This window comes from Synechococcus sp. CCY9202, from assembly GCF_034931685.1.
In the GTDB taxonomy this organism is placed as follows: Bacteria; Cyanobacteriota; Cyanobacteriia; order PCC-6307; family Cyanobiaceae; genus CBW1002.
In genome coordinates, this window is sequence record NZ_JAYGID010000053.1 from 1 (window position 1) to 26,735 (window position 26,735).

The 26,735-nt window shown below is 61.0% G+C and carries 36 protein-coding genes and 2 pseudogenes; 37 read left to right on the plus strand and 1 reads right to left on the minus strand.

The window, feature by feature from the left end; translation table 11 throughout:
- Window positions 1-99 precede the first annotated feature (99 nt).
- Complete coding sequence (locus tag VB777_RS07840; RefSeq protein ID WP_323248133.1) at window positions 100-2,664, minus strand: GumC family protein; 2,565 nt, start codon at window positions 2,662-2,664, stop codon at window positions 100-102.
- A gap of 100 nt (window positions 2,665-2,764) precedes the next feature.
- Between VB777_RS07840 and VB777_RS07845 the strand changes: the two genes are divergently transcribed.
- The 37 genes and pseudogenes from VB777_RS07845 to VB777_RS08025 form a co-directional block, all read left to right on the plus strand.
- On the plus strand, window positions 2,765-3,877 hold the full coding sequence (locus VB777_RS07845; protein ID WP_323248135.1) for a polysaccharide biosynthesis/export family protein: 1,113 nt from the start codon (window positions 2,765-2,767) through the stop codon (window positions 3,875-3,877).
- 5 nt (window positions 3,878-3,882) lie between these two features.
- Complete coding sequence (locus VB777_RS07850; RefSeq protein WP_323248138.1) at window positions 3,883-4,389, plus strand: dual specificity protein phosphatase; 507 nt, start codon at window positions 3,883-3,885, stop codon at window positions 4,387-4,389.
- A 404-nt stretch (window positions 4,390-4,793) separates the two neighbouring features.
- Window positions 4,794-5,360: pseudogene (locus tag VB777_RS07855) on the plus strand (NAD-dependent epimerase/dehydratase family protein); the annotation flags it as partial.
- On the plus strand, window positions 5,357-5,527 hold the full coding sequence (locus VB777_RS07860) for a hypothetical protein (RefSeq protein ID WP_323248140.1): 171 nt from the start codon (window positions 5,357-5,359) through the stop codon (window positions 5,525-5,527). The pseudogene VB777_RS07855 and the gene VB777_RS07860, both read left to right, overlap by 4 nt.
- Window positions 5,528-5,971: 444 nt before the next feature.
- Complete coding sequence (locus tag VB777_RS07865; protein WP_323248142.1) at window positions 5,972-6,145, plus strand: hypothetical protein; 174 nt, start codon at window positions 5,972-5,974, stop codon at window positions 6,143-6,145.
- Between the two features lie 151 nt (window positions 6,146-6,296).
- On the plus strand, window positions 6,297-6,905 hold the full coding sequence (locus tag VB777_RS07870) for a Uma2 family endonuclease (RefSeq protein WP_323248144.1): 609 nt from the start codon (window positions 6,297-6,299) through the stop codon (window positions 6,903-6,905).
- Window positions 6,906-7,115: 210 nt separating this feature from the next.
- A complete protein-coding gene (locus VB777_RS07875) occupies window positions 7,116-7,397 on the plus strand; it encodes a hypothetical protein (RefSeq protein ID WP_323248146.1) in 282 nt (93 codons plus the stop codon).
- Window positions 7,394-7,810, plus strand: a complete 417-nt coding sequence (locus VB777_RS07880) for a type II toxin-antitoxin system VapC family toxin (RefSeq protein ID WP_323248148.1) — start codon at window positions 7,394-7,396, stop codon at window positions 7,808-7,810. Before VB777_RS07875 ends, VB777_RS07880 begins: the two co-directional genes overlap by 4 nt.
- A 63-nt stretch (window positions 7,811-7,873) precedes the next feature.
- A complete protein-coding gene (locus VB777_RS07885; protein WP_323248150.1) occupies window positions 7,874-8,185 on the plus strand; it encodes a DUF1778 domain-containing protein in 312 nt (103 codons plus the stop codon).
- A 15-nt stretch (window positions 8,186-8,200) separates the two neighbouring features.
- Window positions 8,201-8,701: a hypothetical protein gene (locus VB777_RS07890; protein ID WP_323248152.1), complete on the plus strand. Its 501-nt coding sequence runs from the start codon at window positions 8,201-8,203 to the stop codon at window positions 8,699-8,701.
- 285 nt (window positions 8,702-8,986) lie between these two features.
- Complete coding sequence (locus VB777_RS07895; RefSeq protein ID WP_416238325.1) at window positions 8,987-9,217, plus strand: DUF2887 domain-containing protein; 231 nt, start codon at window positions 8,987-8,989, stop codon at window positions 9,215-9,217.
- Window positions 9,214-9,435, plus strand: a complete 222-nt coding sequence (locus VB777_RS07900; protein WP_323248154.1) for a ribbon-helix-helix domain-containing protein — start codon at window positions 9,214-9,216, stop codon at window positions 9,433-9,435. The genes VB777_RS07895 and VB777_RS07900 overlap by 4 nt, the downstream gene beginning before the upstream one ends.
- Before the next feature lie 6 nt (window positions 9,436-9,441).
- Entirely contained in the window at window positions 9,442-9,690 is a 249-nt protein-coding gene (locus tag VB777_RS07905) for a hypothetical protein (RefSeq protein WP_323248157.1), read from the plus strand.
- A gap of 13 nt (window positions 9,691-9,703) precedes the next feature.
- Entirely contained in the window at window positions 9,704-10,051 is a 348-nt protein-coding gene (locus VB777_RS07910) for a DUF4351 domain-containing protein (protein WP_323248158.1), read from the plus strand.
- A 103-nt stretch (window positions 10,052-10,154) separates the two neighbouring features.
- A complete protein-coding gene (locus tag VB777_RS07915; RefSeq protein ID WP_323248160.1) occupies window positions 10,155-10,403 on the plus strand; it encodes a hypothetical protein in 249 nt (82 codons plus the stop codon).
- On the plus strand, window positions 10,400-10,621 hold the full coding sequence (locus VB777_RS07920; RefSeq protein WP_323248162.1) for a hypothetical protein: 222 nt from the start codon (window positions 10,400-10,402) through the stop codon (window positions 10,619-10,621). The genes VB777_RS07915 and VB777_RS07920 overlap by 4 nt, the downstream gene beginning before the upstream one ends.
- Window positions 10,622-10,855: 234 nt before the next feature.
- Window positions 10,856-11,104, plus strand: coding sequence for a type II toxin-antitoxin system prevent-host-death family antitoxin (locus VB777_RS07925; RefSeq protein ID WP_323248164.1), 249 nt, complete (start codon window positions 10,856-10,858; stop codon window positions 11,102-11,104).
- Window positions 11,101-11,535, plus strand: coding sequence for a type II toxin-antitoxin system VapC family toxin (locus tag VB777_RS07930; protein ID WP_323248166.1), 435 nt, complete (start codon window positions 11,101-11,103; stop codon window positions 11,533-11,535). Before VB777_RS07925 ends, VB777_RS07930 begins: the two co-directional genes overlap by 4 nt.
- A 75-nt stretch (window positions 11,536-11,610) precedes the next feature.
- Entirely contained in the window at window positions 11,611-11,760 is a 150-nt protein-coding gene (locus tag VB777_RS07935) for a hypothetical protein (protein ID WP_323248168.1), read from the plus strand.
- Window positions 11,761-12,041: 281 nt separating this feature from the next.
- Window positions 12,042-12,290 carry a hypothetical protein gene (locus VB777_RS07940; RefSeq protein ID WP_323248160.1) on the plus strand — a complete coding sequence of 83 codons (249 nt, stop codon included), beginning with the start codon at window positions 12,042-12,044 and terminating at the stop codon, window positions 12,288-12,290.
- The gene (locus VB777_RS07945) at window positions 12,287-12,508 is read left to right on the plus strand and encodes a hypothetical protein (RefSeq protein ID WP_323248162.1); all 222 of its coding nucleotides are present in this window, start codon (window positions 12,287-12,289) and stop codon (window positions 12,506-12,508) included. The genes VB777_RS07940 and VB777_RS07945 overlap by 4 nt, the downstream gene beginning before the upstream one ends.
- A 149-nt stretch (window positions 12,509-12,657) precedes the next feature.
- Entirely contained in the window at window positions 12,658-12,936 is a 279-nt protein-coding gene (locus tag VB777_RS07950) for an AbrB/MazE/SpoVT family DNA-binding domain-containing protein (RefSeq protein ID WP_323248170.1), read from the plus strand.
- Complete coding sequence (locus VB777_RS07955; RefSeq protein WP_323248172.1) at window positions 12,933-13,328, plus strand: type II toxin-antitoxin system VapC family toxin; 396 nt, start codon at window positions 12,933-12,935, stop codon at window positions 13,326-13,328. Before VB777_RS07950 ends, VB777_RS07955 begins: the two co-directional genes overlap by 4 nt.
- Entirely contained in the window at window positions 13,325-13,462 is a 138-nt protein-coding gene (locus VB777_RS07960) for a hypothetical protein (RefSeq protein ID WP_323248174.1), read from the plus strand. The genes VB777_RS07955 and VB777_RS07960 overlap by 4 nt, the downstream gene beginning before the upstream one ends.
- A 58-nt stretch (window positions 13,463-13,520) precedes the next feature.
- Entirely contained in the window at window positions 13,521-13,901 is a 381-nt protein-coding gene (locus tag VB777_RS07965) for a hypothetical protein (protein WP_323248176.1), read from the plus strand.
- Window positions 13,902-13,909: 8 nt separating this feature from the next.
- Window positions 13,910-14,452, plus strand: coding sequence for a helix-turn-helix domain-containing protein (locus VB777_RS07970; protein ID WP_323248178.1), 543 nt, complete (start codon window positions 13,910-13,912; stop codon window positions 14,450-14,452).
- Between the two features lie 3 nt (window positions 14,453-14,455).
- Window positions 14,456-15,082, plus strand: coding sequence for an RES family NAD+ phosphorylase (locus VB777_RS07975; RefSeq protein WP_323248180.1), 627 nt, complete (start codon window positions 14,456-14,458; stop codon window positions 15,080-15,082).
- Window positions 15,083-15,796: 714 nt separating this feature from the next.
- Window positions 15,797-15,928: a BrnT family toxin gene (locus VB777_RS17375; protein WP_416238326.1), complete on the plus strand. Its 132-nt coding sequence runs from the start codon at window positions 15,797-15,799 to the stop codon at window positions 15,926-15,928.
- Window positions 15,929-16,255: 327 nt separating this feature from the next.
- Entirely contained in the window at window positions 16,256-16,516 is a 261-nt protein-coding gene (locus VB777_RS07985; RefSeq protein ID WP_323248184.1) for a DUF4351 domain-containing protein, read from the plus strand.
- 176 nt (window positions 16,517-16,692) lie between these two features.
- Window positions 16,693-17,463, plus strand: a complete 771-nt coding sequence (rfbF, locus tag VB777_RS07990; protein ID WP_323248186.1) for a glucose-1-phosphate cytidylyltransferase — start codon at window positions 16,693-16,695, stop codon at window positions 17,461-17,463.
- Window positions 17,463-18,548 (plus strand): CDP-glucose 4,6-dehydratase, encoded by a 1,086-nt coding sequence (gene rfbG / locus VB777_RS07995; RefSeq protein WP_323248189.1) that lies wholly within the window; start codon window positions 17,463-17,465, stop codon window positions 18,546-18,548. The genes rfbF and rfbG overlap by 1 nt, the downstream gene beginning before the upstream one ends.
- Window positions 18,549-18,565: 17 nt before the next feature.
- Window positions 18,566-20,053, plus strand: coding sequence for a lipopolysaccharide biosynthesis protein RfbH (rfbH, locus tag VB777_RS08000; protein ID WP_323248191.1), 1,488 nt, complete (start codon window positions 18,566-18,568; stop codon window positions 20,051-20,053).
- A complete protein-coding gene (locus tag VB777_RS08005) occupies window positions 20,053-20,943 on the plus strand; it encodes an NAD(P)-dependent oxidoreductase (RefSeq protein ID WP_323248193.1) in 891 nt (296 codons plus the stop codon). The genes rfbH and VB777_RS08005 overlap by 1 nt, the downstream gene beginning before the upstream one ends.
- Window positions 20,944-21,027: 84 nt before the next feature.
- Complete coding sequence (locus VB777_RS08010; protein WP_323248195.1) at window positions 21,028-22,863, plus strand: ABC transporter ATP-binding protein; 1,836 nt, start codon at window positions 21,028-21,030, stop codon at window positions 22,861-22,863.
- Window positions 22,864-23,531: 668 nt separating this feature from the next.
- Complete coding sequence (locus tag VB777_RS08015) at window positions 23,532-24,272, plus strand: glycosyltransferase family 61 protein (protein ID WP_323248197.1); 741 nt, start codon at window positions 23,532-23,534, stop codon at window positions 24,270-24,272.
- 46 nt (window positions 24,273-24,318) lie between these two features.
- A complete protein-coding gene (locus VB777_RS08020; protein WP_323248199.1) occupies window positions 24,319-25,503 on the plus strand; it encodes a hypothetical protein in 1,185 nt (394 codons plus the stop codon).
- A gap of 445 nt (window positions 25,504-25,948) precedes the next feature.
- A pseudogene (locus VB777_RS08025) lies at window positions 25,949-26,735 on the plus strand (IS256 family transposase); the annotation flags it as partial.

The window sequence follows — 26,735 nt, forward strand, 5'->3', positions numbered from 1 at the left end:
TGCTGGGGCCGGCCACCCTCTCCCAGGGGAGCCCCTGGGCCCGGCCGCCGGGTGCGGCCAGCAGCGCTGCGGCCGCGGCGAGCAGGAGGGAACGCCGCATCAGTGATCGATCCACTGGATCAACCGCCGGCCGAGGCGCCGTAGAGAGGGTCGCCTGGAGGTGGGGGGAGCGCTTGATGTGGGGCTACCAGCGAGGGATGGCTCCCTGGTTGGGCGGCCGCTGACGGGTTGGCCGGTGGGAGCCTTGGTGCCGGTTGCGTCGGCGTCGGTTTCGACATCGGCTTCGGTGTAGTAAGCCGCCGCGGTCTGGTAGTCGTAGCCGGCATAGCCGTAACGGCCATACCCATAACGGCCATACCCATAACGGCCATACCCATAACGGCCATACCCGTAGGCCGAGAGATCCTGGCTTTCCTGTTTCACGGCGTTGGTCACCAGGCCGAGCAGGGGAACGCCGGCGCTGCGGATCCGGCCGATGGCTTCGCGGGGCAGGCGCCGATCGACCCGCTCGAGGCTCACCAGCAGCATCAGGCCGTCGAGATGCTCGGCCACCAGGGCGGAGTCGGCAAGGCCGAGCACGGGGGGGGTGTCGTAGAGGATCAGATCGAACTGGCCGGAGTTGGCGAACTGCTCGATCAGTTCCTTCATCCGGGTGGAGCTGAGCAGGCGGGCCGGATCGGGCGCCCGGCGGCCGGCGGTGATCACCTGCCAGGTGGGGTGACCCGGCACGGACTGGAGCAGGGGCTGCCAGTGGGGAGCATCTCCACTGAGCAGGTTGCTGAGGCCGAGCAGGTTGTCGAGGCCGAGGCGGGTGTGGAGCTGGGGCTTGCGCAGATCGGCATCCACCAGCAGCACCCGCTGGCCCATCTCGGAGAGGGTCTTGGCGAGCAGCACGTTCACCAGGCTCTTGCCTTCGGCGGGCAGGGAGCTGGTGAGGGCGATGGAGCGCAGCGGCCGGCCGGTGTTGAGAAAGCGCAGGCTGGTGAAGAGGTTGCGGAAGGCCTCCTGGTAGAAGAAGCGCTGGTAGCGCTCCATGGCGGGAAGGCCGTTGCTGCTGGCCGCCACACCTGCAGGGGCTGAGCTGCGATCGAGTTCGTCGAGGAGGAAACGCCGGTCTTCCCGCACGCCGCGGAACAGGGGGATGTGGGGGATGTGGCCGAGCAGGGGTTCCTGGAGTTCGTCTTTCACATCGCCGGGGGAGCGGTAGACGTGATCGAGCCGGTCGCGCAGCAGGCCGGCCGCGGCACCTGCTGCCAGACCAACGAACACGCCAAGGGCGAGGTTGCGTGGCACCGAGGGCTTCACCGGCTTGGGGTTCACCTGCGGCGGAGCGATCACCCGCCAGGGCACGGTGCGCTGGGCCAGCTCCAGCTGGAAGGTTTCGCGGGTGGAGAGGAAGCCGGCCAGGTTCTCCTGGGCGATCGAGAGGCGCTGCTGCAGGGCCTGGTATTGCTTGATCAGGGCGGGCTGAAGCTGGAAGGTGCTGGTGAGGGCCGCAATCTGGCGACGGTTGGTGGCGATCCGTTCAGCGTTGAGGCTGAGGGCGGCCTGCACGGCTTCGAGCTGGCTGCCTTTGACCCGCTCGGCCAGGGCATCGCGGCGGGCCTGGAGGCCCTGCACCGTGGAGGAGGAGGAGGTGTAGCGGCCGCGGGCTTCGGCAAGCTTCTGCTCGAGCTGGGCGAGTTGCTCCAGCAGGGCCTGGCCGGTGCCGGTGATTGAAAGGCCTCCACCTCTAGTGCTAGTCCCATTCCCACTCACGGAGGGCCCGGTGCTCACGGCCTCCTGGAAGCCCTGGGCGGTGAGCCGGCCGGAGCGGATGCCGGCCTGCACCGCCGTAAGGCGGGAGCGCTCGGCCTGGAGCTCCCCCTTGGCCTCCTCGAGGCTGAGGATGCGGGTCTTGAGGGCGGCGCCTTCGGTGTCCGGCTCGAGCTGGTTGTGGGTTTCGCGGAAATTGGCGAGTTCGGCCTGCACCTGATTGAGCTTGGTCTGCAGCTGGGGGGCCTGGCGATCGAGGAAGCTGAGGCCCTCGGTAAGCTGTTCCTGGCGCTGCTGCAGGGAGTAGCGGAGGTAGGCCTGGCTGAGGGCCTCCAGCTCTTTAGCGGCGGCTTCGGGATCACGACCGGTGAGGGCCACCTTCAGCACCCCCTGGGCCTGGGCGGCGCGGGCGCCGCCGGGAGTGATCGTGAGCCGGCTGGCGAGATCCCCAGGCTCCAGCCCGAAGCTGGATGCCACAGGACTGATCAGCAGGGAACTGCGCAGCACCTCGATCAGGGTGGGCAGGTCTTGATTGCTGCCGCTGTTGAGGGCCAGGCGGGCGAACACCTCATTTCCGCCACCAGGGCTGCCAGCGCCACCGTTCTGGTTGTCGCTGCCCACCGGATCGGCGATCAGCAGATCGAAGGAGCCCTGGTAAGTGGGCGAAAAGAGCCTCTGGTGCACGGTGATGGCCGCGGCGAGCAGGATCACCGTGGTGGCGGTGAGGGCCACCAGCCGCTTGCGCCGCCGCAGGGCCCGCCAGATCTCACCGAGGTGGATCTCATCACCCCCTCCAGCCGCTGCGGTGCCGAGATCCTGCACCTGCACCCAGGTGGTGGGCCCCGTGGAGGCCTCAGCCGGAACGGCCAGGGACGGGGAACTGCCCGGGCTGGGAATCAGGTTTGACATGCCTCCCAGCAGCCTGGCGGAGCCGCAGCCTAAGCAGCGTCTGGAAAAACCCTGGAGCCCATGGGACACTTGCGCGAGTTGCCGAATGGTTTTGGTGCGGTTGAAGACCCCATCCGGCCGCGGATGGCGCCCCGCCGGGGTGCTGCTGGCGTTGTGGCTGGGGGGTGGTACAGCTGCTGGTTCTGTGGCGCCGGCCCTGGCGGCAGAGCCCCTGCAGCCGGATCCACTGCCGGCGAGCCTGCAGGAGGATGCCTATCTGCTGGGCCCGGGCGACAGCCTGGAGCTGAAGCTGTTCGATGCACCCGAGCTCTCCGGCCCGCTGGATGTGATGAGCGATGGCACGGTGAGCCTGCCGCTGCTGGGCTCGGCCCGGGTGGCGGGGCTCACCCTGGCCCAGGCCAGCACCTGGCTGATCACCCTTTACAAGCAGCAACTGCAACGGCCCGAGCTGCAGCTGCGGGTGGTGCGGCCGCGTCCGCTGCGGATCGCGGTGGTGGGGGAGGTGGAGCGGCCGGGGCGGTATTCGATGAGCACCAGCGAAACCACCCAGACCGAGGGCGGCCCGGCGGTGACGATCAGCGGCCTGCCCACGGTGGTGGATGCGATCCAGAAGGCGGGGGGCATCACCCAGAACGCCGATCTGCGGATGGTGGAGCTGCAGCGGCGCCTGCCGGGGGAGCCGGTGACCTTCAAGCGGGCACGGCTGGATCTGCTGCAGCTGCTGCTGCAGGGCGACCAGCTGCAGGATCCGCTGCTGTTCGATGGCGACACGATCCGGATCGGCCGGGCGGCGGAGCCGGTGCCGGAGATCATTGAGCTCTCGGCGGCGAACCTGTCGCCGCAGCAGATCAATGTGAATGTGATCGGTGAGGTGAAGAGCCCTGGACGCTTGGAGTTGCCGGCGAACACGCCGCTGGTGCAGGCGGTGCTGGCGGCCGGCGGCCTGGAAACCTGGCGGGGCAGGAAGAGCGCCATTGATCTGGTGCGGATCAACCGCAACGGCACCGCCACCCGCGAGCGCTTCGCGCTGGATCTGAGCCAGGGCGCCTCCAATGCCAAAAACCCTCCCCTGCGGGACAACGACACGGTGATTGTGAACCGCAGCAGCCTGGCGGTGGCCAGCGATGCGATCGGGGCGGTGAGCACTCCCCTGAGCGGCCTGGTGAACGTGCTCACCCTGTTCCGGTTGATCAACGACGTGAACAACAACTGATGCCTGTGGCTGATCCCCCATCCCGGCGCCGCTTCCGGATCGACTGGGTGCTGCGCCAGGAGCTGGCCCTGGGGCCGGCACTGCTGCGGCGCCACCATCTCGACCAGCTGGAGCAGGCGGGCCTGTGCGGCGTGCTCAGCCTCAGCGGGGTGGAAGAGGCACCGCCGCCGCTGGGAATCGAGCAACGGTTTCGCTGCAGGCGGCTGGTGCTGCCGGATCACCGCAGTGGCCGCCTGATCGAGCCGGCGGAACTGGAGGCCGCCCTGGAGCTTCTGGCGGAGTTGAGCGCCGAAGGACCGGTGTTCGTGCACTGCGTGGCGGCGATGGAGCGCTCGCCACTGGTGTGCCTGGCCTGGCTGATGCGGCGGCGGGGGCTGAGCCAGCAGCAGGCGCTCGACTACCTGATGCAAGTGCACCCGGGGACGAGCCCGCTGCCGGGGCAGCTACGGGTGCTGGAGGGCCTGAATGGGCCGACTGGCGCAAGCCCCAATGGCGAAAAAGTGAACACATAACATAAAATCGTAAGGCAGGTGACGTTGTGTCCGAATCATGAAGATGCACCTTTGCTGAAAAGTTGCATCCATTGAGGAAACGTGCTTAAATCACCAAAGGACTGAGTCGCTGGAGCTGAGCTCGCGACCACCACGCTTGGTGATTCTTGTCACCAAGATCTGGCTATTTAATTTATTTTTTCGATCCAGAATTCTCTGCCGTTCATTTCCGCTTCGCTTCGCAAGGGTGTGCGGACTGTTGGGGCTGCAGAGATCCGATTCGAGGCTTTTCCGGCTGCTTTCTCTCTGTCTCCATCTTCGCGCAACCTTCGCAGTCAAGCCACACCACGCCTCCTGATGCCCTCCTCGCTCACCCGCAACCTGGTCACCGGCGGCGCCGGCTTCGTGGGATCGCACCTGGTCGAGAGGTGCACCCCCAGCCCGAGAGCTACCGGGGCTGCGTCAACACGATCGGGATTCGCAGCTGCTACGACGAGGGCAAGCGGATCGCTGAAACCCTTTGCTTCAATTACCGGCGCATGCACGGCACCGAGATCCGGGTGGCCCGGATCTTCAACACCTACGGCCCGCGCATGTTGCCAGACGACGGCCGGGTGGTGAGCAATTTCATCGTGCAAGCCCTGCGGGGAGAACCGCTCACCCTCTACGGCGATGGCAGCCAGACCCGCAGTTTCTGTTATGTGGACGTTCTGGTGGAGGGCCTGATCCGGCTGATGAATGGACGCAACAGCGGCCCGATCAACATCGGCAATCCGGGCGAGTTCACGATCCGGGAGCTGGCCGAACGGGTGCGCGAGCGGATCAATCCGCAGTTGTCGCTGATTGAGAAGCCGTTGCCGGCGGATGACCCTCTGCAGCGGCAACCGGTGATTGATCTGGCGCAACGGGAGCTGGGCTGGCAGCCCACGGTGCCCCTCCCCCAGGGGCTGGAGCCCACGATTGCCTACTTCCGTGAGGCCATCGGCTCATGACGGAAACCCACAGCAGCATCCGCACCCTCTGCTGCATCGGCGCGGGCTATGTGGGCGGGCCCATGATGGCGGTGATCGAGGCTGCGAAGCCCACCACCCAGCGGGGCCTGGCATCAGCATCGCGTCTGGCCGAAGTGCCTGCAGCACTGAAACACCGGCAGGCATGAGCATTACGGATCGGGCTGGCTCCGCTACCGCGGTCCACTGCACGGCTGTCTCATCCGTCCTCCACGGCTGTCCCATCCATAACGTCGAGATCATGGTGATCGCCGGCATGCCCCTGCTGTTCCTACCTTCTTCCCTCGGACATTGTCATTGACATCTCCGCAACTTCGCGGTGGTTCCCATGGTGCAAGTCACGGCCAGGCTGCCCGACGCCCTCAGCGCTGAGCTGGATGCGGCACCCCTGCTGCAGGCTCTGCCCTCAAGGGTGAATTCGAAGGATTGCGGCGCCTGCGGGGGGCCACTACCGCGAGGTCTATCGCTGACGTGCAATCACACCCCATCGGCTGTCTCGAACCCCGACATTCCGTAGCGCGCTGGAGAGGCTCCCCCCTTGATCTGTCAGGAGCCCCAGCACCTGGGCCCTACACGCTTACCATTTGCTCGCGATGGCCGCCACCTATACGCCAGTGATCAGCCAGGACGACCCTTGGAGGGTGGGCTGGGTTGAGGAGCTGCTGGCATCGCTGCGGCTGGTGCTGCGAGAAGCCCTGGAGCTCAACCGCCAAGAAGCTCGGCAGGCGGCAGGGCCTGGCTACGAGGAACTGGCCTTCACCCTGTGAAGCGCCGCAGCGCCATCCCACGCCACAACGAGATCAAGGAGCTGCTGGTGCGCAAGATCTGCCGTGACCTGGCCGTTCCGGCGCCCTGATTGCCCCTCGGCATGGCTCTCTCAAACCATCGCTACGCTGAACGCAGTGAAGGCCTGGCACGATGACCCTCACCACCAGCCCAGCCCCAGCTCTGCGCCTGCCTCCGGATCTGCATCTCACACCGGAGCAGTTCGAACTGGTGTGCGCCGAGAACCGTGATGCAGTGCTTGAGTTGGCCGCGGATGGCCGCGTCATTGCGATGACGCCGACGGGCAGTGAAACCGGAGCCCGCAACAGTGAGCTGCTCTTTCAGCTCAAGCTCTACACCAATCGTGTGGGGGGATGGAAAGTCTTTGACAGTTCATCGGGTTTTCGGCTGCCCGATGGCTCGGTCGTGAGCCCCGACGCGTCCTTGGTGGTCCTGGATCGCTGGCAGGCCCTCAGCACGGCAGAGCGCCGTAGCTTCGCGCCCCTCTGCCCCGACCTGGTGGTGGAACTCGCCAGCCCCAGCGACGAAGAGCCCCGGGGCGTGAGTGCCTTGCGTCAGAAAATGGCTTCTTATCAGGCCAACGGCGCCCGGCTGGGTTGGCTGCTGCTGCCCCATCAGCAGGCCGTGGAGGTGTGGCCCGCCAGTGGCGCCTCGCAACGCCTGGAGCAGATTGACGTGCTGGAGGCCACGCCGGACTTTCCCGGGTTGCAGTTGCAGTTGGCCGAGATCTGGGCGGGTTAAGTGCAGGGGTGCTCACCCCGTTCGGGGTGACACCCGAGATCACGGTGTTGGAGGTGCTGTGTGGCGATCACCGGAGGGGCTTCCCCGTGAGCCGCCAGGCGCCCCGCCGCACTCGCATTGGCATGTGAGGGCACAGGAATGAGCCAGAAACGAGGATTGCCCTAGTACTGTTCTTGGTACTAAACTGGAATCTTCAGCGATCGTTGTGCCATGGATCAGCAGAACGCGCTCACCTCTGCTGAGCTCAAGCGCCGTGGGATCGCAGCGATTGAGCAGGCGCTGCAGCATGGCCCGGTGCATCTGTTGAAGCGCAACCGATCTGCGGCTGTGGTGCTGAGTGAACAGCACTACCGCCAGCTGCAGTTGCTGGCATCACGAGCTCCTGGGGCCGAATCATCGGTGTTGCGGTGGCTGCTTGCCCTGCCGCCATCCACGACTCCGCGCAGTAAGGCTGAGATCGATGCGGAGCTGGCAGCTGAGCGCAACTGGTGATTGGGTTCCTGGATGCCAGCGCCCTGATCTATCTGGTGGATGGTGAGGCTCCATGGGCCGAAGCCACCCAGGCAACCCTCCAGCAGCTTGCGCTCGAGGCACCTGATCTCGCACTGGCTGTGAGCCGCCTCAGCTTTCTTGAGTGTCGTGTGGCTCCACTGCGGCGGGGCGATCAAGCCTGCCTGGATCGCTTTGAGGCGTTGTTTGCCCAGCCGGATCTGCTGGTTGTGGAGCTCAGTGCCCCTGTGGTGGAGCTGGCGACGCCATTGCGCGCCAACCATGGGCTGCGTACACCCGATGCCCTGCAGGCGGCTTGCTGCCTGCAACTGGGCCCTGATGCCGTGATGATCACGGGTGATGCAGGATTTCAGCGCGTCCAGGCTTTGCAGGTGCGCCTGATTGCCTGCTCCTGATGGGTGCCTGAGCGCTCCGTACGCCGATGAGGCGTACACTGTGGACAGGCGCCCAGGCGATCGATGGCCGTTTCCTCCAAATCCGAACCCAGCGGCTCCGAGGATCGTTCTTTGGTGCGCATGAACTTCCGCACCAAGCCACGGATCAAGGCCGCCATCCAGAGGGCTGCCGCACTGGCCGGGCTAGACGACTCCGCCTTCACGATGCAGGCGGCCTACCAAGCGGCCCGCGCGGTGATTAGTGCCCACGAGCTCACAGAACTCCAGGGGATTGACCATGCGGCTTTCTTTGCGGCCCTCGATCAGCCGGCGCCAGCCACACCGGCCATGAAGGCAGCCTTCCGGCGGCATCAGCGCACGATCGTCTCGCGTTGAGCAACCAGCTTCGCGTTGAGCAACAGCCCCTACGTCATTGAGCCCTTTGATCCGGCGCGCCATGACCGCGCCGGCTTCAGTTGCGGTGTGGCGGCGGTTGACAACTTTTTCAAGAAAACAGCCAACAAGCTGGCGGAAGCGGGCAATGTGCGGCTATTTGTGATGGTGAGTATCGATCAGGCCCTGATCGGTTTCTATGCGATTAACGCCCATGCGGTCGCAAGTCACGGTTCCATTCCAGCCGCTTTCATCGCCATGATCGGCCGCGATCAGCGCTACAGCGGAGCAGGCTTTGGGGCCGATCTGCTGGTGGATGCGCTGCGGCGTATCGCGCAGGCGGCCGATTCCCTCGGCATCGCTGTGGCGCTGCTGGATGTGCTGGATTGTGGCGACCCCCATCGCACGGCACGGCGCCAGGCGCTCTACGAGAGCTATGGCTTTCAACCCTTGCCATCCAACCCAACCAGGCTATTCCTACCCCTCAACGCCATTCGCGAGCTGATGGCAGAGCGTTGATCCGTCCATACACCACATCTGGTGTCTCCAACCCCAAATTTCTAAGCACGTCGTAGGGGCTTCCCCCTGAGCCGCCAGGCATCCCTGCCCGAACGAACCGCTCAGCCGCCAGCCGCCAACAAGGCCCTAGGCCCACCAAGCCCCGCACGAGCTGCAGCCAGAGAACACCGACCGCGTGGACCTACCGCGTCTTCCAGAGCGCACCCGGCCTGATCCGCGCTCTGCTGCCCGGCTCGGCCGCCGCCGCCAACACTCTGGGCTCGACCCGGCAGCCCCGAGTTCCCGGTGGTGCTGCTGGAGGTGCAGATGCACCCGGATTCAGGCTTCCACCATCGCCTGGCGGCGCAGAGCTGTCGGTTTCTTCAGAAGTACCCGCAGGTGGAGCATCTGGAGGTGGTGGTGATCACGCCTCACCAGCGGATCGGCCTCGGCCCCACCAAGCTGCCCAGACTTCTGCAAGTGCTTCTGCAGGAGGTGCACTGGATCAGCCTGGAGGCACTACAATGTGGTGCATGAACAACCGTTCGCTCACCATTCGCCTGGACGAGGAGCTGGAGCAGGGGCTGGAAGCTGCCTGCGCCGAAACCGGCCGCTCCCGCGGCGAAATCGTGCGCGATGCGCTGAGGCGCCAGCTGCAGCTGATGCGCTTCGAGCAACTCCGGCGCCAGGCTCTGCCCTTTGGGGAGGCGGCCGGTTGGCTCACGGATGACGACGTGTTTGCGGCTGTCTCGTAAGCCAACGTGCGCGTTTTCTTCGACACCAATGTGCTGGTGAGTGCCTTTCTGGCGCGTGGACTCTGCGCCGATCTGCTGCGCCTGGTGCTCACCGAGCACCCCGTGGCCCCCAGCCCAGTCCAGTCCCTTGAGCTGGGCCTGGTGGATGCGGGCCTGTTTGTGACCGGTGATCAGGGTGTGCTCGCCTGCAGGAAACCACCCCTGCCGTTGGTTAACCCCCGGGGCTGCTGGGAGCAGTTGCGCGGCGCTGGTTGAGGGAGCCGGTTCGATGGTCTTCACTGTTTGGGCAGGTGAATCGGAATCGCCGCATGACGAGCTAGCCGAGGGCCGCCAGGAGGGCGAAGCGGCCGTCACCCTCCGCCTCCTCACCCGCCGCTGCGGCCCCCTCACTGGCGCCACCACCGCCCAGATCCAGGCGCTGCCACTGGAGCAGCTGGAAGCCCTGGCCGTAGGCGCAGCCTTCTCCGCAGGAGTTGCCCTGCTCTACTTCCAAGGCCCGGCCTTCCCCACCCCAACACCACATCTGGTGTGCCAAACGGCCAAATTCCTAAGCGCCCTGGATGAGCTTCCCCCTGAGCCGCCAAGCGCCCGCCCCACTCGCCTTAGCATGTGCTGATCATGCACAGAACAGCGTGCCAGCCGGCAAGAGTCCACAGCACCCCTCAGAGCGAGCCACTGAGCGAGCCGCTGAGAGAGCCACTGAGCGGGTAGCCGTGTTGATGACACCCACAGAAAAGGCTGCCTATGCCGATCGGGCCAACAGCCTGGGCCTCTCACTCGGCCAGTTTTTCCGTGAGGCGGGAGCGGCGTATGCCCACCGCAACGCTGAAGCCGAAACGCGCTCCCTCGCAGAAGCGGAGGCCCTGGAAGCGGCCCTCAGGCAGCTGGAACTCAGCACCAGCCGCACCGAACAAACCCTGGATCTGGCACTGGCCGAGGTGAGAGCTGCCTTGGGCGCTCAGCCATGAGCGTCACAGACCGGATGCTCTCGGCTCTCACCACCGTGATCCGGATGAACGACAAGGTGGAAGAGATGGCCGGGCTGATGAAGGAGCAGCAACGCCGCCTCGACGATCTCCAGGGCCGAGTGATCCGCCTGGAAACGGTGCTCGAACTTGCCCTGCATCGATCGCCAGGGACTTCCGGCCGGTTTCTGGAAGCGGATGGCGACCCAATCGACGCCTGAGCCAACAACTCCTGAGGCCAACCGCCCATGCACCACATGTGGTGTCTCCAACCCCAAAATTTCTAAGCGCGGTGGAGGGACTTCCCTCAGCTGAGCCAACAGGCTTTCGATTACACCGTGATCCTGGCCCGCTTGCCCAAGCGTTCAGTTCCTGATCGAGCGGATGAGTGCCTGAACCCACACCAGCCGAGACAGCCACCGCTATAGTTGGTCATCTAACCAACTCTCCACAAGATGCGCAGTCTCAACGTGGCGCAGGCCAAAGCCCAGCTTTCGGCCCTCTTGGTTGCCGTGGAATCAGGTGAAGACGTGGAGATCACCCGGCGAGGGATCCCTGTGGCCCGGCTCACCCGGGCGGCCGAGCAGCCTGCGGCGGACTTTGATCTGGAAGCTTTTTTGGCTGCCACCAGGGCCCAACCCCTGCACAAGGGCAATACTGCGACGACCTTGCTTGAGGAACTGCGGGAGGGAGCCCGCTATTGAGGCGCCTTTACCTCGACACCTCCCTGCTGGTGGCGGCTCTGGTGCACGAAGCAGGCACTGCGACTGCCGCGAGTTTTCTGCAAGCCCACGCCAAGCAGCCCATGCTGATCTCCCCCTGGGTGGCCACGGAACTGGCTTCAGCTTTGGCTTTGCAGGTGCGCCGTGGTGCGATCACGCCGCTGGAATCCCAGGAAGCCTGGCGGCGGTTTGGGGTGTTGCGTGAGCAGCGCCTGCACACCCTGCCGCTGACAGCCGAGGATTTCGATGGAGCCGCCCGGCTCTGTCTGGCGCAAGCGCCCCCTCTGCGGGCAGGGGATGCGCTGCATCTGGCTCTCTGTCAACGGCTGAACCTGCAACTGGCCAGCTTTGACCGCGGGCTGTGCAAGGCCGCAGTCCACCACCAAGTCGCCCACGAGCAGCTCCTGATCTGATCCAGTTCCAGTCACGATCGGGTGTCTTTAACCGTGAAAGACCTCAGCGCCCCACTGGTGCTGTGCAGGTACGACGTGCCTGACTCGCCGGGCCTGATCATCGAGCCCGATCGCATCGCTCTGCCGAAGGGCTGGAACGCCATCTCCCACGGCCAGGCCAGCGCTGGTTTTGGTGGCAACTGGCTGCATCCCCAAGACGGCAGCAAGCAAGGCAAAACTGCCTGACGCTGAGCTCAGGCTGCTGTTGGGCTAGGCCGACGCCACCAGCCCAATTGCCGGTGCGCACCGCCATTCCCGATCCGGTGATCGTGTTCTCCGGCACGCTGCTGACACCGATGGTGATGGCGGTTGGCTCCCCCCTGAGCCGCCAAGCGCCCGCCCCACTCGCCTTAGCATGTGCTGATCATGCACAGAACAGCGTGCCAGCCGGCAAGAGTCCACAGCACCCCTCAGAGCGAGCCACTGAGCGAGCCGCTGAGAGAGCCACTGAGCGGGTAGCCGTGTTGATGACACCCACAGAAAAGGCTGCCTATGCCGATCGGGCCAACAGCCTGGGCCTCTCACTCGGCCAGTTTTTCCGTGAGGCGGGAGCGGCGTATGCCCACCGCAACGCTGAAGCCGAAACGCGCTCCCTCGCAGAAGCGGAGGCCCTGGAAGCGGCCCTCAGGCAGCTGGAACTCAGCACCAGCCGCACCGAACAAACCCTGGATCTGGCACTGGCCGAGGTGAGAGCTGCCTTGGGCGCTCAGCCATGAGCGTCACAGACCGGATGCTCTCGGCTCTCACCACCGTGATCCGGATGAACGACAAGGTGGAAGAGATGGCCGGGCTGATGAAGGAGCAGCAACGCCGCCTCGACGATCTCCAGGGCCGAGTGATCCGCCTGGAAACGGTGCTCGAACTTGCCCTGCATCGATCGCCAGGGACTTCCGGCCGGTTTCTGGAAGCGGATGGCGACCCAATCGACGCCTGAGCCAACAACTCCTGAGGCCAACCGCCCATGCACCACATGTGGTGTCTCCACCCCCGAAATTCCGAAGCGCTTTGCGGATGTGATCTGACTACGGAGCACGCCAGTAAGGCATTCCTGCCTTACGCTGGCCGCATTGGCTCCGTTTCGCCATGGCAAAACGATCAGCGACAAAACGATCGGCTGTATCGCTCACGGTGACCAGCAAGGGACAGGTGACCCTGCGCAAGGAGCTGTTGGCCCATCTCGGCATTCAGCCAGGCCAGCGCGTGGATGTGGAGGTGCTGCCGGGAGGGCGGCTGGAGCTCCATGCCGAGCAGGCCACCGGCAGCATCCATGGCTTCATTGGCCTGCTGGCAGGGCGCAGCGCCCGCCGGGCGAGCCTGGAGGAGATGAATGAGGCTGCGGCCTCCGGCTGGAGCGGCCTGTGAGGATCACCGCCGACACCAATGTGCTGGTGCGGGCCCTGGTGCAGGACGATCCTGAGCAGGCCAAGGCAGCAGCGGATCTGCTGGAGCGGGCGGAGTTGATCGCGATACCCGTGCCGGTGCTGTGCGAGCTGGTGTGGGTGCTGCGGCGGGTGTATGGCTTCGCGGCCAGTGACTGCGCCTCCTCCATCGAAGCGCTGATCGGCAGCAGCGGCGTGGCTGTGGATCGCCAGGCTGTTCGTGCCGGGCTGAAGCTTCTCTCGTCGGGGGGCGACTTTGCTGATGGGGTGATCGCCTATGGCGGCCGAGCCCTTGGTGGTGAGCAGCTGGCCACGTTTGACAGGGAGGCGGCACGGCTGCTGTCTGCCGCTGGTGAGCCGGTGCTGCTGCTTTGATCGAAGCCCGTGCTTCTTACGCCCTCCACCACGAAACCAGCGAGGAGGAGTTCTGGGCGCTGAAGGATGTGAGCTTCGAGATCCGTCGGGGTGAGCGGGTGGGGGTTGTCGGCCGCGAGGGGGCTTCCCCCTGAGCCGTCCAGTCCACCAGCCTGGGGGAGGCGTTGTGCCGCTGATCCCCTGCAGCGCTTGATGGCACCGAGCTCTTCACGGGCTGCAGCCCAGGACCCGCCTTTCATCCGGCTGCTGAAGCAGGGCAAGGCCGAGGACCTGTGCAACGGTCGTGAGGGCCTGCGCAGCCTGGAGCTGCTGATGGAGCTGCTGATTGGTGCCTACCGTTCGGCGCGGGATGGGCGCACCGTGCACCTGCCGCTGGAACCTGATTTCAGCTTTGTCCGGCTAGGGTGGTGTCCTGGACAAAGCAGGCAGGGCCGGCGGAAACCATGGCTTTGCGCGATCGATCGACAAGCGAGGCTCTCGCACAAGCGAGTGGTCAAGCGGTTCGTGCGCTGGCGCTGGCGCAGGAGGGTTTCCTGGACGACCCAGCGGCCACGGCTTTGTTGCTGCGGGTGAGTCAGTTGATGGCCCAGAAACTGGCACGGCCAGGCGGGCCGCTGCAGCAGGCCAGCCACGACCCAGCAACCCTGGCTCTCGACGATCTTGGCCTGCTCAGTGAGCTGGTGATTCAGGCCTGGCGAGGGGAAGAGCAACCCCTGAATCGCGAATGGATGCTGCGCCTACGGGGTGAGCGGGCCTTGGCGCAGTTGCTCAAGAGCCGCGGTGGCACGCTCCGAGCAGCCGAGGTGGCAGAGCTGCTGGGGGTGGGTGAAGATACGGTGCGAAAGCGTCGCGAGCGCAAGTTGCTGCTGGGCGTGAAGCGCGGCAAGCACACTCTGTATCCGGTTTTTCAGTTCGACCAGCGCAACCGACGGGTATGGCCTGGCGTGGAGCAGGTGCTGCCGATGCTTGACACCGCCAGTGGTTCAGCCCAGCTGCGGTTTTTGCTGAGCCCCGATGCTGAGCTGGAGGGGTGCCCAGCAGATCATCTCTGCTGCGACCGCCCCACAGGCCTGGAGCTGATCGCTTGCCGGGCCCGCCAGTTTGGCCAGCATCTGGCTCGCTGAGTGGTGCCACTCCCGCAACCGCCGGGGGGCTATGAGACCTCGCTGAAGCTCACCTCAATTCCTGCAGGTACCCAGTGGTGGCGGATTCAGCACTGTCGGCACGCGAGCGCCTTGTTCTGGGGGCGGCAGCCGCTGGGTCGCTGGAATGATCCCAATGGCCGTTTCGGGCTGCTCTATGCCTCAGACAGTGTGGATGCGGCCTTTGCTGAAACCTTTGGGCGCGAGCTGATGAACAGCCTGGCTCCGGCTTCAGTGAAGTTCCTCAGCCGCCAGGAACTGACCGAGCGCTGTGTGGCCCGGCTCTGGGCCGAGCGCGATCTGCAGATGCTGGATTTCACGGGGCCCGCTCTCCAGGCGCTGAATCTGGATGCACGGCTGCTGCACAGCTGCGATGCGTTGGAGGTGTGCCAGCACTGGGCCCGCTGGGTGCATGGTGCACCGGAGCAGCCGGATGGGCTGCTTTATCCCTCGAGACTGCTTCCCCGTAGCCGGAATGCGGCGGTGTTTGAGCGGTGTGCAGACGCCTGGCGGGAAGAACCGCTGGGCAATCTGCTCTCGTGGCAGGGAGCCAGCGGCGAACCCGCCGTGTTTCAGCTGCTCGACGACCAGGGCTGGGGCCTGGTGGATTGACCAGCCCCTACCGCTTGAGTACTGATCACGATCAGCTAATCACGATCAGGCTTCAGCAACTCAGAACGATGACAAATCCAGGTCCAGCGTCTGAACCCCAATCCACCCGCACCCTCCTGCTGGGCTGCTGCTGGTGGTGATGCTGGCCAGTGGCAGGGCGGAGCTGGTGTCGCTGGGGGCAGTGCTGCCGTTTCTGGCGGGCCGGGTGGGCTTCACGGTGGCGGTGGCTTCCCCCTGAGCCGCCAGGCGCCCCAGCCCGAACGAACCTCTCAGCCACCACCCGCCAACGGGGCTCCACACGCAGCAAACCCCGCACAGGCTGCAGCCCCAACCCCTGGCCGCAGCAGCCTTTTTCGCCAGCCAGCGCCGCAACCGTTCATTACCAAGCGCGTGGACCTACCGGCTCTTGCAGAACGGTCTGGATCAACTCTGCGCACTGCTGACAGACGACCAGGGCGCCAGGGTTCTGGCGGCAGGATCGGTGCGAAGGCCCTACGCTGCATCCACAGCTGGAAGCCCTGAATGAGTGGGGGCTGACCCCTTGCCGCCATTGGAGTTTGAGTGGGATGACAACAAAAGCCAGCAAACCTTCCAAGACCGTGGCTTCGACTTTGGGTTCGCCAGCCAGGCCTTCTCAGACCCCTCAGGTTTCATTTCAGAGAACCCGATCAACGGCTCCCCTACGGCGAAGATCGGTTTCGTTTCTACGGTGAGATCCAAGGAAAACATTTCGTTGTCGTCTACACCGAGCGGCAAGGACGGATCCGAATCATCTCGGCTCGAAAAGCCAACACTCGTGAAATACAGGCTCACGGCCAACAGCGAGCTGATGCGCCAGAAGTCTGACGGGACTTGGGATGCTGCCACAGCACGGGCCGACTGGGACCGGATCGACAGCACGACTGATGCTGAGATTGAGCGGCAGGAAATCGCTGATTTAGTGGAAGCAGCGTTGCATCTTCAGGTGGGTGGTCTCCCTGCTCTGGCTGCGCGGCTGGATGTGAGCCCATCGTCTGTAAGGCGTTGGCGCCGTGCACGTGTGATGCCCTCGGCTGCTCATCAGCAGCGTCTGCATAACCTCCTCACGACGCTGTAGCCGCAGGTGCAGCGCCTTGAGGCCTTGAGCCGGCAGCCGGATCACCACCTCCTGCTGAACGTGCTCACCCTGCCGGTGTGCTCCCACCCTGTGCCGACCTGGACTGGCTGGCCGAGGGTCGTCAGGAAGGCCGCCAGGACGAAGCAGCCTCCATGACCCTCCGCCTCCTCAACCGCCGCTGCGGCCCCCTCAGCGAAGCCACCACCGCACAGATCCAGGCCCTGCCGCTGGAGCAGCTGGAAGCCCTGGCCGTAGGCGCAGCCTTCTCCGCAGGAGTTGCCCTGCTCGACTTCCAGGGCCCGGCCGACCTGGCCGCCTGGCTGGCTGCCAGCAGCTGAAGCGGGGCCTTGATTCGGCTGCTCAGGATTTCGTGCCGCCAGCAACGCCCGCTTCCGCCTGGGCTCTTCCCCTGGCTGTTTCAGAGCCGCCCCTCCTGCATTGGCAGCTACCAACACCTGGAAAGCTGCCATGCTGGATTTCAGTCTTTTGTACGCCAACCTCAGCAAGCCAACCCATGAAAGCCATCATCTTGGCCGGCGGCCTCGGCACCCGCATCAGCGAAGAAACGCATCTCAAGCCCAAGCCGATGGTGGAGATTGGTGGCAAGCCGATCCTCTGGCATATCCTGAAGATCTTCAGTGCGCATGGCATCAACGAGTTTGTGATCTGTTGCGGCTACAAAGGTTATGTGATCAAGGAGTATTTTGCTAACTATTTCCTGCACATGAGCGATGTAACCTTCCACATGAAGCTCAACTCGATGGAAGTTCACCACAAGAAGGCGGAGCCTTGGGAGGTCACCTTGGTGGATACTGGCGACACTACGATGACGGGCGGCCGTCTCAAGCGTGTCCGCGACTATGTGGGCAATGGGCCTTTCTGTTTCACCTACGGCGACGGCGTAGCGGATGTTGATATCACCGCCTTGATTGGCCATCACCACAGCCATGGGCGGATGGCCACAGTCACAGCGGTGCAGCCGCCTGGACGCTACGGGGCTCTGCAGTTTGGCGACGGCAATGGGGTGAGTGGCTTTCAGGAAAAGCCCCAGGGTGATGGCGGCTGGATCAACGGTGGTTTTTTCGTCCTGGAGCCAGAGGTGATCAGCCGGATTGAAGGTGACGCCACCATCTGGGAACAGGAGCCGCTCAAGGGGCTGGCTGCCGATGGGCAGCTCACGGCGTTTCACCACAACGGCTTCTGGCAGCCGATGGACACACTGCGCGATCGGCAGCTGCTCGAGGAGCTTTGGAGCCAGGGCCGCGCCCCCTGGAAGGTGTGGTGATGTCTGATCTCAACTTCTGGAAGGGAAGGCGTGTGTTACTCACCGGCCACACCGGCTTCAAGGGTAGTTGGCTGTTGTTATGGCTCCAGCAGCTGGGAGCCCGTGTGTGGGCAACAGCCCTGGAGCCCGAACCCGAGCCCAACCTCTTCCGGGCGCTGGCCGCCGCCAGGCCCCCGGGTGAACAGTGGAGCCACAATCTTGCCGATCTGGCTCACGGTGAAGCTCTGGCGGCTTTGGTTGAACAGTGTCAGCCGGAGGTGGTGCTTCACCTCGCCGCCCAACCCCTAGTGCGCCGCAGCTACGCCGATCCGATGGGCACCTGGGCCACCAATGTGATGGGGTCTCTGCAGCTGCTGGAGGCCTTGAAGCCGTTGCGCCATGCCTGCGCGGTTGTGATGGTCACCACCGATAAGGTGTATCAAAACCGTGAGTGGGCCTACGGCTATCGCGAGCCTGATCGCCTTGGTGGACATGATCCCTACAGTGCCAGCAAGGCGGCGGCTGAGATTGCCATAGCAAGCTGGCGGGCCAGCTTCTGCGGCACGGCTCCCCACCAAACCCCCCATCTGCGTATCGCCACCGCCCGCGCCGGCAACGTAATCGGCGGTGGCGACTGGGCTGCCGATCGCATCGTGCCCGATGCCATGCGTGCCTTAGCAGCAGGCGAGCCGATCGCCGTGCGCAATCCAGCCGCCACTCGCCCCTGGCAGCACGTGCTCGAACCCCTGGGCGGTTACTTACGGCTGGCAGAGGCTCTGGCCACCGATCCTGAGCCACCCTGTGAGGCCTTCAACTTTGGCCCCCAGCTTGAGAGCAACCGCCCCGTGCGTGATCTGGTTCACACCATGCTCAGCCACTGGCCAGGTGAGTGGATCGATCAGAGCGATCCATCCGCTCCCCACGAAGCAGGCCTGTTGCACCTGCAGATCGACAAAGCCCATCACCGGCTCGGCTGGCAGCCCCGTTGGGATTACGCCACCACGATTGAGCGCACCGTGGGCTGGTACAAGGCTGTGCACGAGGGGGCCAGCCCCCTGGAGTGTTGCCTTGCGGATCTCCATGCCTACCAGGCCTCTTCCACCTGATGTCTCAAGCCACACCCATGCCTGATCCCGCAGCATTGAGGCAGGAGATCCTTCGTCTCACCCGCGAATACTCCCGCCAGGTTCACGCCCCTTTCCGTCCGGCTGCTGACCCCGATCGGCAGCCTTGGCAGCAAGGCACCACGATTCCCTATGCCGGCCGCGTATTCACGGAAGACGAGGTGGAGGCAGCGGTGGCCAGCACCCTCGATTTCTGGCTCACCCTGGGCAAGGAGGGAGAAGCCTTCCAGCAGGAATTGGCCGCCTTTCTTGGCGTTCGCCACAGCCTGCTGGTGAATTCAGGCTCCAGCGCCAACCTGGTGGCGATCTCGGCGCTCACCTCGCCCAAACTGCCGGAGGCGCGGCGCATCAAGCCGGGCGATGAGGTGATCACGGTGGCGGCGGGTTTTCCCACCACCGTGGCCCCGATCGTGCAGGTGGGCGCCGTGCCGGTGTTCATCGATGCCGACCCGATCACCGGCAACGCTCGCTGTGAGCAGCTGGAGCTGGCCTACAGCCCAGGCAAAACCAAGGCCGTGATGATGGCCCATGCCCTGGGCAATCCCTTCGATCTGGCTGCCACCCTGGCCTTTTGCCGCCAGCACAACCTCTGGCTGGTGGAAGACAACTGCGACGCCCTTGGCTGCAGCTATTCGATGCCGCGTGAGCTGGCCGCGAGCCTGGGCTTCAGTGAGAACAGCCCTGGGCTCGATGAAGGCCCTGATCGGGTGGTGCGCTGGACGGGCACCTGGGGCGACATCAGCACACAGAGCTTTTACCCGCCCCATCACCTCACCATGGGCGAAGGCGGCGCGGTGAGTATTGTCCGCGACGCCAAGCTCAAGGTGATCGCCGAGAGCTTCCGCGACTGGGGCCGCGACTGCTGGTGCCCCAGCGGCATCGACAACACCTGCAACAAGCGCTTTGGCTGGCAGCTGGGCGAACTGCCTGAGGGGTACGACCACAAGTACACCTACAGCCATCTGGGCTTTAACCTCAAGCCGCTCGATCCCCAGGCAGCGATCGGTCGGGTGCAACTCAAGCGGCTTCCAGAGTTCATCGAAGCTCGCAAGCAGAACTGGGAAACCCTGCGTCGTGGGCTGGCCAGCCTTGAACATGTGCTGGAGTTTGCCTTGCCCACCCACGCCACAGCCTGGAACGGCGATGGCACTTTCCAGTGGGATGAAACGGGCTGCCGCACCGACTGCTCCTGGTTTGGATTCAAGATTGCCGTGCGACCCGATGCTCCCTTCAGTCGCACCGACCTTGCTCGCGAGCTCGATGCCAACGCCATCGGCAATCGCATGCTGTTCGGTGGCAACCTCATCCGCCAGCCGGCTTTTGTGCAACTCAAGCAGGATCGCCCGGAAGCCCTGCGCCAAGTTGGTGAGCTGAATGATTCCGATTCGATCATGCTCACTACGCTCTTTCTCGGAACCTATCCAGGGCTCACCCCTGTAATGCTCCAGGCAGAGATTGGAGTGATTAGCTCATTCTGCAGTACCTAATGCGAATCCTTCTCACTGGAGGAACCGGGTTCATCGGTTCTCACTTTCTCAATCAGGCTTTGGCTGCTGGCCACAATGTTCTGGCATTGCGGAGAAGCTCGGCAAGCACGCCTAGAATTCTGATCGATAGCCAGCCTGACTGGCTTGATCGCCAGTTGGACGAAGTTACTGCCAGAGATATTGAGGGCTGTGACGTTCTGGTTCACCTGGCGGCCCATTCAGTTCAGTATCCATTCGATAGCCTCATTGAGTGCTTGCGATGGAACCTGATGGCGGTGCTAGCCCTTTTTGAGCAGGCCAGGTTGGCGGGCATTCGCAATTTCATTGTGGCAGGCAGTTGTTTTGAATATGGCCGCAGCGGTGAACGTTTTGCCGCTATTCCGACGGATGCACCCTTGGAGCCTGCCAATAGCTACGCAGCTTCGAAGGCGGCTGCATCAGTTGCTCTCTGTCAATGGGCTGAAGAGCATCAGCTCAACCTAGAAATGCTACGGGTGTTTCATGTTTATGGGAAAGGTGAGAGTTCTGCCCGTTTCTGGCCCATGCTTCGAAAGGCTGCCTTCGCTGGGGAAGATTTTCCTATGACAGAGGGAGAGCAGATTCGCGACTTTTTAGCTGTGGAGGATGTTGCGAGTCTATTCCTTGGTCGTGCTGCAGAACTCCAAATAAGCGATCCTCGAGTTAGAATCTTTAACCTAAGCAGCGGAAATCCATGTACTCTTCGTGAATTTTCCCATAGGCTCTGGCTACAGTGGAATGCCAAGGGCAATTTACTGTTTGGTCAAATACCCTATAGACCTAATGAGGTTATGAGATACTGCGCTGGAGCTGATAGTCTTACAATTCAGCCAAAAAGCTGCAGCGTGGCGGAATCCCTTCATCGTATCTGAGTTAAATCGCTAAACATTGTCCCATAACCATGACTCATCCCTCTCCTGCTTGAACCCGTCTTTCATCCTCCTCAAAGCGTGCCCATGAGGCTGCCTGCTTCGTTTGCCAGATCACTTCAGCCGCTGCGGATGCTCTGGAGCGCCCTCAGCCCGAAGCGCCGCAAGCAACTGCTGGCTCTGCAGCTGCTGAGCCTGGCGGCTGCGGCTGGCGAGGTGGCAAACCTTGGCGCCTTGCTGCCGTTTCTGCGCCTTCTGGCGAATCCTAGCGAGGGCCTCAAGGCCCTGGGGCCACTGGCTACACCCTTACGGATACTGCCGCAGCAGCACCTGCTGCTCTCCCTAGGCCTTGGTTTCATTGTTGTGGTGATCCTAAGCACCCTGCTACGGGTACAGACAGTTCGCATCCAGCAGCGGCTCAGCGCCCTTATCACCGCAGACCTGGGTGAGCAGGTTTTTGCCGCGGTGCTGCAGAAACACTTTGGCTGGCATCTGCAGCAGAACAGCAGCAGCGTGCTGGGTATTCTCACCAAGGATGTTGACCAAGCTTTTGGAAGCATTCAGGCGCTGCTTATTCTTTTGGTGAACTTGGCAATCGTGGTGCTCCTGGGCGGTTCTCTGATTGCTCTATCCCCAGGAGTGATGTTAGCGATCAGCACCCTGCTGGCAGCTTTTTATATAGTGGTATTTCGCTTTTCCCGAACGGCGTTAAGGACCGAAGGAATCCGTCTTACCAGCAATTACCAAAGCAGTCTGCAGGTGGCTCAGGAAGGACTGGGCGGTATCCGCGATGTGATTCTGGATCGCAGCCAGCCCTTCTTCCTTGATACCTATCGAGGACGCAATCGTAGCTATCGTTTAGCGCAGGCTGCTATCAATATAAACATAACTGCACCTCGCTATTTTGTAGAGGGCTTTGCAGTGATTCTTATTGTGGGGCTGTCACTTAATCTGGCCTTGTCAGGCCAGGGGATTGAGCAGCAGCTGCCTTTGCTGGGTACTTTAGCTCTGGGAGCTTACCGCCTGCTGCAACCGCTTCAACAATGTTTTGGCGCAGTGAGCAGCATCTTGGCTCACCAGGCTTCTCTTTACCGTTTGGAGCCATTTCTGCACACTAAATCGGCGGAACTCCCTCTTGCTTCAGGTACGCCGTTCACGTCCAATTCAGATGACATTCCGCTGCTTCAGTTGGACAAGGTGAGCTTTCGATACAGTTCCGAGGGGCCCTGTGTCCTACGAGAACTCGATCTGGAAATTCGCCCAGGCGAGCGTCTCGCCTTTGTGGGGAGCACCGGCAGCGGTAAGAGCACCACCAGCGATCTTGTTCTTGGTCTGCTAACTCCCAGCCAAGGCAAAGTGCTGGTTAAAGGCCAAGACCTCCATAAGACTACAGGGCTGGTGACTGCCTGGCATCAGTTGGTGGCCCACGTACCTCAGCAGATCTATTTGAGCGATGCAAGCTTTGCTGCAAACATTGCGTTTGGTGTTCCGTTTGAGCTTGTTGACCATAAACGAGTGCGCCAAGCGGCTAAGCAGGCCAAAATCGCTGATCTCATCGAGAGCAGGCCTGAAGGCTATGCCACTGTGGTCGGCGAACGCGGTGTCCGGCTCAGTGGCGGCCAACGACAACGTATCGGCATTGCTCGTGCCTTGTACCGCCAGGCGGAGTTGCTGGTGTTGGATGAAGCCACCAGTGCGCTAGACAACCGGACGGAAGCGGAAGTGATGGCAGCCATTGACGGACTAGATCACACGATTACGGTGTTGCTGATTGCCCACCGGCTCAGCACGGTGCAGCGCTGCGATCGCATCGTTATTTTGGATAAGGGCCGTATCGCCGGTATTGGCAGTTACCAAGAGCTAGAAGCAGGCAATGCCGCGTTCCAAGATTTGGTACGCCGACGCGACCACATCACCTCTTGATGATCATCAGCTATTTCTTTCCAATTGCCCAATGAAAGCCCTTATCTTAGCTGAGTTCCCTAGCCCCGAACAAGTAATGAAGTCCATCTCAAGCCTAAGCCAAAGGTTATAATCGGTGGCAACCCGAACCTCTGGCACATCTTGGAAATGGGGAGCGTTCATGTTTAAGTGAATCTCGTTGTACATGCTCTTCTATTTGAAATGACTTGCTATTTCAGTATTCGCAAGTATGCATCTTGATTTTGTTGTACCAAATGCTTTCAAAGATCAAAAGTCTCAAAAGAAGACTGCTAAATCTTCTGCACCTGCGAACGTGCGAGCTAGATGCTGTAGCGCATCAAACATATCTGATAGATGCGTGTGCTGAAATACTTGCGTTTGATTCAAGTATTGTGCACCCCAAATTTTGTTATTCTGATTATCCATTTCTTTCTACAAAGCTATATCGATATCCAGATTTGCTGATGCATAGGTTGGATCATGTTGTCTATGTTCCTCATCTTGAAGGTATATGCAACACTTCAGGGGAGTTCCTGGTAGATTCTTTTTCAACTACTGATTCATCCTCGATGATACTGCACCATTTGCGTCGAATGGTCGATCAGTCGTGTTTAAGCCGGAAGAGACTGGAATCACCCGCAAATAAATCATACTTTCTATTTCGACATATGTGGAAGGGCTATGCGCACTATTTAGTTGAGTACTTGCCAAGATTAATGATGATCAAGTCTTACTCTGAAGCTAAAGGCTGTAACGTAACACTACTTTCAGGCTCAGAAATCTCTGATATTGAAAAGGAAATAATTGATTTTGTTTTCCATGGTGAATCGAAGCCAGAAATCCAACTGTTAGATGACAGTTCAAGCTATTTACTTGATCAGGTCTTTCTCCCTTCCTTTTTGGCACCAAGTGGTTTGCTAGCAGTTCATCCATGGGCTAGTAGAAAGATTAGGGATTTGGCTGCAGACCTGCCGACCGTTTACAATGATACCAAGCTAATCTATATCTCTCGCAGCCAATCTAGGAATTCATCAAAGCGCAATATTGTCAACGAAGAAGAGCTTGTAGATCTGCTAGGAAAGTTTGGATTTGTGAAATATGAATTGGAAAATCTTTCCCTTGCTGAGAAGATTCAATTATTTTCAAGCGCCCGTGTTGTGATTGGGCCATCCGGTGCAGGCTTTTCGCATTTAATCTTTTCATCATCCTGCACTGCAATAGAGATTCTGCCGTATAGTAGAGTGCCTGTGCATAACTACGCACTTGCAAAGTCAATGGGGCATAAATATATTCCAATCGCGTCCAGTCGACATGGAGACAAGAGGTCAGATTACTACCAGCCTATATCTGCAGACTTGTTGACAATTGAATCAACCTTAAATTCTATTCTGATTCATCCCCCATCATAATCTATTGGCTAGAGTTACACGATGATACTTCTATTCTTTTTCTACTATGACCTTCGCAAAGACTGCTAAGATAACACTTTCACTGATATTGGTATCATTTGCTTTAAGCGGTGTACTTGAAAGTGTCCTGTTGATAAATGGCTATTATGCTGGTGACGTTCTGCTTGTCATTCCGTACTTTCTGTGCAGACAAGACCTCAAGCAGTATGTCAATCTGAAGGCTGTCGAGTCAAAATTCTGCATCTTTCTTCTTTGTCTCATTGCTTTTTCGGCCATCTCTCTCTTTGTCCATCCTGAGTTGCAAAGGCCAATCCTTTCTGAAACTAGGGCCCTAGCTTGGATGGCCTTTGCATTTTTAATCAGCAATAATGCTCGCTCCTGTCCCTTGAGTATTCTCGGAAAAATTACAATCCTATTGTCGATTGTATACCCTATTCTATTCTTTGCTCGCATATCATTGTCAAGCCCAGACCCTTTTGGCTTGGACTTGAAGTCATTTCCTAACTTATTTTTGCTTATATGCTCTGTTTCACTGCTTCTTGAGGCAAGCAAGTTTCGTTGGCCTCTTTTAGTATTAATGTGTTGGATGCCAGTAGCATTTGTAAGTCTATTTCGATCTTCAATTCTGCTTGCGGTTTATTTGTTATTGGTTGTGTGTGTTTATGCACTGACAAATAAGCATTCCACATTGATTAAGCTACTTGTGCCATTGGGCTCTGCGATTGTGATATACTTATCATTTGGCCAGATCATATCAAGTGTCGAGCAATTATTCAGACTGTTGTATTCTGGGGGAGATCTTGCATATAATCAAATTGTAGCAAAATCGTTCGACGCAAATGAAGATTCATCTGCCATGGCCCGATCATTAGCGGTTTCAGAGGCGCTTGAATTCCGCAATGTTATGCCTTCTCTTCTCGGAACTGGGAATACCACATTTGACAAAGGATTCGATTCCATTACAAATAAGAATAACAATGACTCGACTTATCTTTATCTTGCCAGAAGACTAGGCATCCTTGCAATTCCTTTGATCGGTTTATTTCTTGTAAACCTTAGGTATTCTCGGCTCAATCTATTTACCAACCTTCTTGTTCTCCCCTCGTTCTTTTTTCTTTGTTACATTACAGGTGGCCAATTCGCTGTGCCGTCGTTGGGTCTCGCATTTGGTTTTTATCTCGGCTTTTTGTGGCCATCACTGAAGTTGAAATGGCGGAGTGGTTACGTGTGAGTACTTGTATTTCATGACTGTGTTTTATCCTGAGAATCTATTCGTTAATCAAATGTCCTCCTGCTTTCACGTCCCGGAATCTACCTCCAAGCCGGTGGTTGTCCCCAGTCGTATCCGTGGCGCCTTGTCGTTCTATGTCCAGCTCTACCTGTAGATCAACAGATCTATTGTGTTGCAGTGGATATGTCCACCTCTATTGCGGTTTGATGAGCATTAATCGGCTTCATTATGCAGAAGAGCTTCTCCATGTTTTCGAAACCTACTGCTTTAAGCTCAGTAACCAGTTTTGCTGGCGTCCCAAGGCTTGGTGTAAATCCCCTGGCACCCCCACCCCGGCGTAGCCGGGGTGGGCCGCGCATCTCAGGCGGCTGGCCCAGCGGCTGGTGTTGCAAGGGGTGGGCAGGCCCGTTTCCCTGGTTCGAGAACCACCTCAACCAGACGAACCATGCCCAAGACTTACTGTGCCGCACCCGACCTCGCGCCGCTACTGGACGGCAGCACGGCCGGTGAGCTGATCCCCGAGCTGGCCCGCTACGGCCTGCAGCAGCTGATCGAGCTGGAGGTCGCTGCCGTGCTCGGTGCCGACCGCCACGAGCGCACCGAGGAGCGTGTCGGCTATCGCAACGGCTACCGGTCCCGCAGTCTGACCACCCAGGTAGGCGACATCGACCTGCTGATCCCCAAACTGCGGGCTGGCAGCTTCCTGCCCTCGATCCTCGAGCCCCGTCGCCGGGTGGAGCAGGCCCTTTACGGCGTGATCATGGAGGCCTACATCTGTGGGGTCTCCACCCGCAAGGTGGATGCCTTGGTCGCCGCCCTGGGCTCCCAGAGCGGTATCTCCAAATCCCAGGTCAGTCGCATCTGCCAGGACATCGACGAGCAGGTGCAGGCGTTTCTGAACCGGCCCCTGCAGGAGTCCGGCTACGCCTACGTCTACCTGGATGCCACCTACCTCCACGGCCGACTGGTAAGGCCCTGCAGGTCTGCTCAAGGGCCGTGGTCGTCGCCATGGGCGTCAATGCCGACGGCCGCCGGGAGCTGCTGGGTCTCAAGGTGGGCGACAGCGAAAGCGAGGGCTTCTGGAGTGAGTTCCTTGCCTCGCTCAAGGAGCGCGGCCTCACTGGCGTCAAGCTGGTGATCAGCGACGCCCACGTGGGCCTTACCAAGGCCATCCGCAGGCAGCTGCAGGGCTGCGTCTGGCAGCGTTGCCGCGTCCACTTCGCCCGCAACCT